Origin of the sequence: Legionella septentrionalis, from assembly GCF_003989745.1 — a bacterium.
GTDB lineage: Bacteria > Pseudomonadota > Gammaproteobacteria > Legionellales > Legionellaceae > Legionella_A > Legionella_A septentrionalis.
The window spans coordinates 1-10,023 of record NZ_RZGS01000051.1 but is presented as its reverse complement, the minus strand read 5'-3'; the positions used below and the strand labels follow the sequence as shown (position 1 = coordinate 10,023).

The window sequence follows — 10,023 nt, the reverse complement described above, 5'->3', positions numbered from 1 at the left end:
GTAGGAACTTCGGCTAATACCAACCACGTTGCAGGCTGTACGTAAACTTGCTTGATGCGACATAATGACATAATCCACAAGCTCCCGCTTTTCGGCTGGCTTTAAAGCTTTTTTTCGATTAGGGGTCGCCTCAGAAAACGGAAAATAAAGCACGCTAAGCGAAAGCTCGATCATGCAGTTGGCAGGTCACGCCACAGGCGCATTTGAGGCGGAAACGGCCTGGCTACAACAATCTGCCAGCCCTTGTAAGATGCCGCATGCTTCTACCTGTCGAGCGCCTGAGCACCTCTCGCGCAAAACGGCCAAGTGTTTCTTCAACTGTAACAACGCTTCCACGCGGGCCTCTACTTGTTGGATATGGCCATCCAGTAGCGCATTGACCTCGCCGCAATCCTGATTCGGGTTATCTCGCAGGTCCAGCAATGCCTGGATTGCTCCCAGCGTCATGTCGAGCGAACGGCAATGGCGGATGAACTGCAAGCGCTCGACGTGAGCGTCACCGTATAGCCGGAAGTTGCCGCCGCTGCGCGCTGGCTTTGGCAATAGCCCCTCCTTCTCGTAATAGCGGATGGTGACGATCTCGCACCTTGTCCGCTTGGCAAGTTCACCAATCCTGATTTCCATATTTCATCCTCATTTAAAACTTGACTCTATAGTAGCTATAGGGTCTTTAATGAGCAATACAGAAATCTGCGTAAAGGAATTGTCATGAGCGAATGCGGTTCAAAGGGGTGCGGCTGCTCGACCGTGCCGATCAGCCAGCCCCCTGCGCAAGCCCAGCTAACGGCTGAATCGGCCCAAGCGGTCTACCGCATCGAGAACATGGATTGCCCCACGGAAGAGGCGCTGATCCGAAGCAAGCTAGCCGCGCTGCCGGGCGTGGTCGGGCTTGACTTCAACCTGATGCAGCGCACCTTGGCCGTGCGGCATGAACTGCCATCGTTGACTCCGGTTGAGCAAGCCTTGAAGGCCATCGGCATGCAGGCCGTGCGCATGGATAAAGCTTCTGACGAGCAGACGACCAAGCTGGTCATCGCCAAGATGGATTGTCCAACCGAAGAAGCGCTGATCCGCAACAAGCTTGCCACGGTAGCCGGGGTGACCAATCTCGATTTCAACCTGATGCAGCGCACCCTGTCCGTGCGCCATGCTGCCCACACCCTGCCGGAAGTATTGGCCGCGCTGAAATCTCTGAACTTCGAGGCGCAAGTGCTCAATGCGGAGGAAGCCAACGCCTCGCCGGCGATATCGACAGTCGCATCTACCAACTGGGGGCCGCTTGGCATCTCCTTGGCGGCTGCATTGGCTGCGGAAGCCGTCTACTGGTTCCACAACGGCAACCATTGGTCAGTCGTTGTTCTGGCGCTCGTCGCGATCTTCGCGGGCGGCCTTTCCACCTACAAGAAGGGCTGGATTGCGCTCAAGAACCGCAACCTCAACATGAACGCCCTGATGTCAATAGCCGTCACGGGCGCCATGTTGATCGGTCACTGGCCGGAAGCAGCGATGGTGATGGTGCTGTTTGCACTCGCTGAAGTGATCGAGGCAAAGTCGCTGGACCGTGCTCGCAACGCCATTCGTGGCCTGCTCGACCTTGCCCCGGAACAAGCCACGGTGCAGCAGCCGGATGGTTCGTGGCGCGAAGAGGATGCCAAGCAGGTCGCCATCGGCAGCCGGGTTCGGGTCAAGCCGGGTGAGCGTATCGCCCTCGATGGCGAAGTGCTGGAAGGACGCTCTACGGTCAACCAAGCGCCGATCACTGGTGAAAGCCTGCCAGTTGAAAAAGCGCCTGGTGATCTGGTGTTCGCCGCCACCATCAACGAATCCGGCTCGTTTGAGTATCGCGTTACGGCCACGGCCAGCAACTCCACATTGGCCCGCATTATCCACGCGGTGGAAGCTGCCCAAGGTAGCCGCGCACCTACTCAACGCTTTGTCGATCAGTTTGCACGCTGGTACACGCCAACCGTATTCGGTGTGGCGGTTGCGGTCGCACTGATTCCCCCGCTATTCATGGGCGCAGCGTGGCTGGACTGGATTTACCGCTCGCTGGTTTTGCTGGTCGTCGCCTGCCCGTGCGCGCTGGTAATCTCCACACCGGTCAGCATCGTTAGCGGCTTGGCGGCGGCGGCGCGGCACGGCATTCTTATCAAGGGTGGCGTCTATCTGGAAGAAGGCCGCAAGCTGCGCTGGCTGGCACTGGACAAGACCGGCACGATCACGCACGGCAAACCTGCGCAAACCGATTTCGTCGCGTGGGGCGATGCGCTACCAGCCAGCAGCCGAAGCATTGCCGCCAGTCTCGCGGCTCGCTCTGACCATCCCGTGTCCAAAGCCATAGCGCAGGCAGCGCATGCCGAAGGGGTTGCGCTACACGATGTTGCCGAGTTCGTTGCACTGCCCGGTCGTGGCGTGCGAGGCAGCATTGACGGTGTGACCTATCACCTTGGCAACCATCGGATGCTCGAAGAGCTGGGGCATTGTCCACCTGAATTGGAGCAGCGCATCGCTGCGATGGAGCGCGAAGGCAAAACTGTAGTGATCCTGGTGAGCACAAAGCGTGCGCAAGCCCTGATCGCGGTGGCAGACACCATCAAGGACAGCAGCAGGAGCGCTATCGGCGAGCTGCATGCGCTCGGCATCAACACCATGATGCTGACTGGCGACAACCCGCACACCGCGCAGGCAATTGCCACACAAGCCGGGATTGATCGGGCGCAGGGCAATTTGCTGCCAGAGGACAAACTGCGCGAGGTCGAACAACTGGCGCAGACTGGCAAGGTCGGGATGGTCGGCGACGGTATCAACGATGCCCCGGCGTTGGCACGTGCTGACATCGGATTTGCAATGGGGGCCGCTGGCACCGACACGGCCATTGAGACGGCGGACGTCGCCCTGATGGACGATGACTTGCGCAAGATTCCGACTTTTGTGCGCCTGTCACGTGCGACGGCTCAGGTACTGATGCAAAACATCGTGCTGGCACTGGGCATTAAAGCGGTGTTTCTGGTACTCACCTTCACTGGTCACGCGACCATGTGGATGGCCGTGTTTGCCGACATGGGAGCCAGCTTGCTTGTCGTGGGCAATGGCTTGAGGCTGTTGCGCCGATGAACTGGAAATTCATTCTCTATGACTGGTATGGTCTGAACGTCGCGTTGTTCCAGGTCATCAATGCGGGAACGCCTGCCGCGCTGGGACCGCTGGTGTGGTTCTTCAGCCTCGTAGGCAATTACTGGACAGCGCCCTTGACGCTGCTGGGTCTGTGGTGGTGGTCGAAGTCAGCAACCAATTTAGCCCGCGCTGATGCAGTTTGGCATCGGCTCATTGTTTTTGGCACCGCCTTCCTGCTGGCCTTGCTGGCCGCCACTGTCTTGAAGCTGTGGCTCGACTTCCCGCGTCCGCCCGCCGTCTTCGGCGAGTTAGTGCGCATCATCAGTGAGCATGAGCGGCACTACAGCCTGCCCAGTGGGCATGCTACCTATTCGGCGTTAGTTATCGGCGCGCTTTGGCCTTTGATGGGTCGCCGTGGCCGCGTCGGTTTGGTGCTTTATGCCGTCTTGGTCGGATGGTCGCGCATTGCTGCTGGAATGCACTTCCCGGCTGATGTGCTGGCGGGCTGGTGTCTAGGATTGGGCAGCACCGTTCTTGCCGGACGGCTGATACCGCTTGTCGCTCCCACGTGGCAGACGGCTCGCCACACGTCGGCCTCGGTCTGGTATGTGGTGGCCGTGTGCGCCTTCATGGCCGACCAGTTCGCCAAGCTCGCCGTCGTCCGCACGTATGCCTATGGCGAACAGGTCGAAGTCACGCCATTCTTCAATTTCGTTCATGTACTGAATCCGGGGGCCGCATTCAGCTTTCTGGCAGGCGCGGGCGGTTGGCAACGCTACTTCTTCATCGTCCTTGGCTTGGCAGTCTCGGCTTGGCTGGTACGCATGCTGAAACAGCGGTTGCCAAGCCTTGAAGCACTGGGATACAGCCTGATTCTCGGCGGGGCGCTTGGAAACGTCGCGGATCGCCTATTGCGCGGGCAGGTCGTGGACTTTCTCGACTTCCATTGGCGGCACTCGCACTGGCCTGCCTTCAATCTCGCTGATGTTGCCATCACCTCAGGGGCGGTCTTGCTCATCATAAACGGGCTGATCCAAGGCAGGGCGGTGGACGCAAAGCCAATTGAGAATTATAATCATTTACAATAAATTATTCTGACACTCTCCTATGCCTTGCCGAGCACCTTATCGCTGGTTGATGGCGCTGTTGCTCGCGACTTATGCGCTTATCAGCGGGCCAGCACTCGCAGCCGACAGCACCGAAACCAAAGCCAAGCAAATTTGGCAGCTTCTGGACTATGTGGCTGTCGATTACGGCGGTGCCGTAGCCAATGGCACGGTGCTGAAGGCGTCGGAATATGCAGAGATGCAGGAGTTCGTCGCCACCGCCGAGCGTCAATTGGGCGAGCTACCGAGTAAGACCGACAAGGCGCGCTTGCTGCAACAAGCTACGGAGCTTCGCCGCGCAGTAGCGAATAAAGCTGATCCAGCCATCGTGGCGCAACTGGCGCATGCGCTATCCAGCGCCGTGCAAAAAGCGTATCCATTCCCGGTGGCCCCAGCCGCCGTACCGGACTTGGCGCGGGGTGCGCAGTTGTTTCAGGCGCAATGCGCGGCCTGTCATGGCATGCAAGGGCACGGTGATGGCCCCTTGGCTACCTCCCTGAACCCCAAACCAACCGCGCTGGCCGAGCACTTGCGGGCGCGGGAGCGCAGCTTGTTCGCACTACATCAGATCATCAGCAACGGCGTCCCAGGGACTGCCATGCAAGGCTTTGGCTCATTATCGGACGAGGATCGCTGGGCGCTGGCATTCTTTGTCGGTACGTTGCCCTATGTACAGAGCGACAAGACCGCAGGGGCAAAGCTTTGGCAAACGAATGGGCAAGCCCGTCAAACGGTTGCCAATCTGGAAGCATTGACGCAAACCTCCGAGCATGTCTTGGCGGACAAGCTGGATGAACCCTCAGCTAAAGCGCTGACCGCATATCTTCGCGCTAACCCGAGTGCGTTGGACGCAAACAAGCCGAAAGGCACGGCAATAGCCAAGGCCAAGCTTGGCGAGAGCGTGGTTGCATTGCAAAACGGGGATCGTGCGACCGCAGCCAAGTTGGCCTTGTCCGCTTACCTTGATGGTTTCGAGCCCGTTGAACCGGCGCTCGCCACCCGCAACCGCCCGTTGTTCGAGCAGATCGAAGCTGCAATGGTGTCCTACCGAGCATTGGTGGCAAACGGTACTCCGGCCGAAGTGCAGGCCGCGCACCAACAGTTACACGGCTTGCTCGATGAAGCAGACAAAGTTCTTGCCCCTTCGGAGAACGATACCGTCGCGGCCTTTATCGGGGCATTGACTATTTTGCTGCGGGAAGGCTTAGAAGCGTTGTTAGTGGTCGTCGCCATGCTGGCATTTCTCAAGAAGGCCGAACGCCGGGATGTCGGGGTCTATGTGCATGCAGGATGGATGGCCGCACTGGCGGCAGGTGGCATCACTTGGGGCGTGGCGACCTATTTGGTCGGCGTCAGCGGTGCGAGCCGGGAATTGACGGAAGGCTTTTCTTCACTGTTTGCGGCTGTGGTCCTGCTCGGCGTCGGAATGTGGATGCACCAAAAGAGCGTCGCCGGTCGCTGGCAGATTTACCTCAAGGAAAAGCTATCCTCGGCGCTCAACAAGCGCACGGCGTGGTTCTTGTTCTCGCTGGCATTCGTCGCGGTGTACCGCGAGGTGTTTGAGACGGTACTGTTCTACGCCGCTCTTTGGACAGAGGGTAATGGATGGCCTCTGCTCGCTGGCCTGGGTACGGGCATGGCGCTTTTGGCGCTACTTGCAGTGGTACTGCTACGCACCAGCCCGCGATTGCCGATCGGGCAGTTTTTTGCGGCCAGTTCTATGCTGGTAGCAGTGCTCGCGGTGATCCTGGCTGGCAAGGGCATTGCGGGTCTGCAAGAGGCCGGACTCCTGCATACCAGTCCGATTGCAATCCCTCGGATCGATTTGCTTGGCATCTATCCGTCGTGGCAAACGGTCCTAGCGCAGTTTGTCGTTCTGCTCACCACTGTGGTGGCTTTCACTATCAATCTGCGTTCGACGCGGCAGAGGGCAACGCGGCGAAGCTGATTCAAGGCGCTTGCCTATCTCGCAAACAGTGTCAGTTTGAGCTATGCCCTAACCTGATGTCAGATGTTGAGCACAAACAACGTCAGAGTAGAGTGTGAATTTATATTTATTGACACATTCAGCCAAGGGTAATAGATTTCATCCTGACATTTTTACCTTTGGAGGCATCTTGCAAGGTCAACGTATCGGCTACGTCCGCGTCAGCAGCTTCGACCAGAATCCTGATCGACAACTGGAACAAATAGAAGTCGGCAAGGTATTCACCGATAAGGCTTCAGGCAAGGACACACAACGTCCCGAACTTGAAAGGCTGCTGGCCTTCGTCCGCGAGGGCGACACCGTGGTGGTGCATAGCATGGACAGGTTGGCACGCAACCTTGATGACCTGCGCCGCATCGTCCAAGGGCTGACACAACGGGGCGTGCGCATGGAGTTCGTCAAAGAAGGGCTGACGTTCACCGGCGAGGACTCACCGATGGCCAATCTGATGCTGTCGGTCATGGGAGCCTTTGCTGAGTTCGAGCGCGCCCTGATCCGCGAACGTCAGCGCGAGGGAATCGTGCTGGCCAAGCAGCGCGGTGCCTACCGGGGACGAAAGAAATCGCTGAACAGCGAACAAATTGCCGAGTTGAAACGGCGAGTTGCGGCAGGCGACCAAAAAACCTTGGTGGCCCGTGACTTCGGCATCAGCCGCGAAACCTTGTACCAGTACCTGCGGGAAGACTGACCATGCCACGCCGCTCAATCCTGTCCGCCACCGAGCGCGAAAGTCTGCTGGCACTGCCAGATGCCAAAGACGAACTGATACGGCACTACACGTTCAACGAAACCGACCTGTCGGTGATCCGTCAGCGTCGCGGCGCCGCGAATCGATTGGGCTTCGCCGTGCAGCTTTGCTACTTGCGATTCCCTGGCATCTTCTTGGGCGTCGATGAACCTCCATTTCCGCCCCTGCTGCGCATGGTGGCCGCACAACTCAAGGTGCCGGTGGAAAGCTGGAACGATTACGGCCAGCGCGAGCAGACACGGCGGGAGCACTTGGTCGAGCTGCAAACGGTGTTTGGATTCAAGCCCTTCACCATGAGTCACTACCGGCAAGCCGTGCATACATTGACCGAACTGGCCTTGCAAACAGACAAAGGCATTGTGCTGGCCAGCACCCTTGTTGAAAACCTGCGGCGGCAGAGCATCATCCTACCCGCCATGAATGCCATCGAGCGCGCAAGCGCCGAGGCCATTACCCGTGCCAACCGGAGCATCCATGCGGCATTGGCCGATTCCTTGATACCTGTCCATCGCCAGCGCCTGGACGAACTGCTCAAGCGCAAGGATGGTAGCAAAATGACGTGGCTAGCGTGGCTGCGCCAATCGCCCGCCAAGCCGAACTCGCGCCACATGCTTGAACACATCGAACGCCTCAAAGCCTGGCAGGCGCTTGACCTACCTGCTGGCATCGAACGGCAGGTACACCAAAACCGCTTGCTCAAGATCGCCCGCGAGGGCGGCCAGATGACGCCCGCCGACCTGGCCAAGTTCGAGTCGCAGCGGCGTTACGCCACCTTGGTAGCACTGGCCATCGAGGGCATGGCCACCGTCACTGATGAAATCATCGACCTTCACGACCGCATCATCGGCAAGCTGTTCAATGCGGCCAAGAACAAGCATCAACAGCAGTTCCAGGCTTCCGGCAAGGCGATCAACGACAAGGTGCGGATGTATGGGCGCATCGGTCAGGCGCTGATTGAAGCCAAACAAAGCGGCGGCGATCCGTTCGCCGCCATCGAAGCGGTCATGCCGTGGGACACCTTCGCCGCCAGCGTCACCGAGGCGCAAACGCTGGCGCGGCCTGCCGATTTTGATTTCCTGCACCATATCGGCGAGAGTTACGCCACGCTGCGCCGCTATGCGCCGCAGTTCCTGGACGTGCTCAAACTGCGCGCCGCGCCCACCGCCAAGGGTGTGCTCGATGCCATCGACGTGCTGCGCGGCATGAACAGCGACAGCGCGCGCAAGGTGCCCGCCGATGCGCCAACCGCATTCATCAAGCCGCGCTGGGCAAAGCTGGTTCTGACCGACGAGGGTATTGACCGGCGTTACTACGAGTTATGCGCCCTGTCGGAGCTGAAGAACGCACTGCGCTCTGGTGATGTTTGGGTGCAGGGTTCGCGCCAGTTCAAGGACTTCGACGAATACCTGGTGCCGATCGAGAAGTTCGCCACCCTGAAGCTGGCCAGCGAATTGCCACTGGCCGTGGCCACCGACTGCGACCAATATCTGCATGACCGACTGGAATTATTGGAGGCGCAACTCGCCACAGTCAACCGCATGGCGGCGACCAACGACTTACCGGATGCCATCATCACCACTGCATCGGGCCTGAAGATCACGCCGCTGGACGCAGCGGTGCCAGACGCGGCGCAAGCCTTGATTGACCAGTCGGCGATGTTGCTGCCGCACCTCAAGATCACCGAGTTGCTGATGGAGGTCGATGAATGGACGGGCTTCACGCGCCACTTCACACACCTGAAGACCGGCGACACGGCCAAGGACAAAACCTTGCTGATGACGACGATTCTGGCTGATGGTATCAATCTTGGGCTCACCAAGATGGCCGAGTCCTGCCCTGGCACCACCTACGCCAAGCTGTCTTGGCTGCAAGCCTGGCACGTTCGCGACGAAACCTATTCGACGGCGCTGGCCGAGCTGGTGAACGCACAGTTTCGACAACCCTTCGCCGGAAACTGGGGCGACGGCACCACGTCATCGTCGGACGGCCAGAACTTCCGAACCGGCAGCAAGGCAGAGAGCACCGGGCATATCAATCCGAAGTATGGAAGTAGCCCTGGGCGGACGTTCTATACCCATATCTCCGACCAATACGCGCCCTTCAGCGCCAAGGTGGTCAACGTCGGCTTGCGCGACTCGACCTATGTGCTCGATGGCCTGCTGTACCACGAGTCTGACTTGCGTATCGAGGAACACTACACCGACACGGCGGGCTTCACCGATCATGTGTTCGGCCTGATGCACTTTCTGGGATTCCGGTTCGCGCCGCGCATCCGCGACCTGGGCGACACCAAGCTGTTCATTCCCAAGGGCGATACTGCCTACGATGCACTCAAGCCGATGATTAGCAGCGACAGGCTGAACATCAAGGCTATTCGCGCTCATTGGGATGAAATCCTACGGCTGGCCACTTCGATCAAGCAGGGCACGGTGACGGCCTCGCTGATGCTGCGCAAGCTCGGCAGCTATCCGCGCCAAAACGGCTTGGCCGTCGCCCTGCGCGAGCTGGGGCGCATCGAGCGCACGCTGTTCATTCTGGATTGGCTGCAAAGCGTGGAGCTGCGCCGCCGCGTCCATGCGGGGCTGAATAAGGGCGAGGCGCGCAACGCGCTGGCCAGGGCGGTCTTCTTCTACCGATTGGGTGAAATCCGCGACCGCAGTTTTGAGCAGCAGCGCTACCGGGCCAGCGGCCTCAATCTGGTGACGGCGGCCATCGTGTTGTGGAACACGGTCTATCTGGAGCGTGCCACCAGTGCTTTGCGTGCCCACGGCAAGGCGCTGGACGACACGTTGCTGCAATATCTGTCACCGCTGGGGTGGGAGCATATCAACTTGACCGGCGATTACCTATGGCGCAGCAGTGCCAAGGTCGGTGCGGGGAAGTTCAGGCCATTGCGACCGCTGCCACCGGCTTAGCGTGCTTTATTTTCCGTTTTCTGAGACGACCCCGATTATGTCCTTGAGAATCGTATGTTCCAAACTGAGATTGGCATACATCTGTTTCAAGCGACGATTCTCTTCTTCCAGGTCCTTCATGCGCTTAATATCTGAAGCCTCCATTCCGCCATA

General features: G+C 59.0%; 6 protein-coding genes and 2 pseudogenes. 5 read left to right on the top strand and 3 right to left on the bottom strand.

Annotation, left to right across the window (positions count from 1 at the left end):
- Both ELY11_RS11605 and cadR read right to left on the bottom strand, forming a co-directional pair.
- Positions 1-114, bottom strand: a pseudogene (locus ELY11_RS11605) (IS3 family transposase); the annotation flags it as partial.
- A gap of 72 nt (positions 115-186) precedes the next feature.
- Positions 187-624: a Cd(II)/Pb(II)-responsive transcriptional regulator gene (cadR, locus tag ELY11_RS11600; RefSeq protein ID WP_003052301.1), complete on the bottom strand. Its 438-nt coding sequence runs from the start codon at positions 622-624 to the stop codon at positions 187-189.
- A gap of 84 nt (positions 625-708) precedes the next feature.
- On the opposite strand from cadR, the gene ELY11_RS11595 reads away from it, so the two are divergent.
- The 5 genes from ELY11_RS11595 to ELY11_RS11575 all read left to right on the top strand — a co-directional run bounded on the left by ELY11_RS11595 (position 709) and on the right by ELY11_RS11575 (position 9,870).
- Positions 709-3,114: a heavy metal translocating P-type ATPase gene (locus ELY11_RS11595; protein WP_058523796.1), complete on the top strand. Its 2,406-nt coding sequence runs from the start codon at positions 709-711 to the stop codon at positions 3,112-3,114.
- Positions 3,111-4,202: a signal peptidase II gene (lspA, locus tag ELY11_RS11590; protein ID WP_003052308.1), complete on the top strand. Its 1,092-nt coding sequence runs from the start codon at positions 3,111-3,113 to the stop codon at positions 4,200-4,202. Before ELY11_RS11595 ends, lspA begins: the two co-directional genes overlap by 4 nt.
- Positions 4,203-4,251: 49 nt before the next feature.
- Positions 4,252-6,168 (top strand): cytochrome c/FTR1 family iron permease, encoded by a 1,917-nt coding sequence (locus tag ELY11_RS11585; protein WP_127033698.1) that lies wholly within the window; start codon positions 4,252-4,254, stop codon positions 6,166-6,168.
- Positions 6,169-6,337: 169 nt separating this feature from the next.
- Positions 6,338-6,895: a recombinase family protein gene (locus tag ELY11_RS11580; RefSeq protein WP_001162010.1), complete on the top strand. Its 558-nt coding sequence runs from the start codon at positions 6,338-6,340 to the stop codon at positions 6,893-6,895.
- Between the two features lie 2 nt (positions 6,896-6,897).
- Positions 6,898-9,870: a Tn3 family transposase gene (locus ELY11_RS11575; RefSeq protein ID WP_105731065.1), complete on the top strand. Its 2,973-nt coding sequence runs from the start codon at positions 6,898-6,900 to the stop codon at positions 9,868-9,870.
- Between the two features lie 33 nt (positions 9,871-9,903).
- Here the strand turns inward: ELY11_RS11575 and ELY11_RS11570 are convergent.
- Positions 9,904-10,023: pseudogene (locus ELY11_RS11570) on the bottom strand (transposase); the annotation flags it as partial.

Coding starts and splice junctions, on each gene's coding strand:
- cadR (WP_003052301.1), bottom strand. CDS start 624: ATGGAAATCAGGATTGGTGAACTTGCCAAGCGGACAAGGTGCGAGATC.
- ELY11_RS11595 (WP_058523796.1), top strand. CDS start 709: ATGAGCGAATGCGGTTCAAAGGGGTGCGGCTGCTCGACCGTGCCGATC.
- lspA (WP_003052308.1), top strand. CDS start 3,111: ATGAACTGGAAATTCATTCTCTATGACTGGTATGGTCTGAACGTCGCG.
- ELY11_RS11585 (WP_127033698.1), top strand. CDS start 4,252: ATGGCGCTGTTGCTCGCGACTTATGCGCTTATCAGCGGGCCAGCACTC.
- ELY11_RS11575 (WP_105731065.1), top strand. CDS start 6,898: ATGCCACGCCGCTCAATCCTGTCCGCCACCGAGCGCGAAAGTCTGCTG.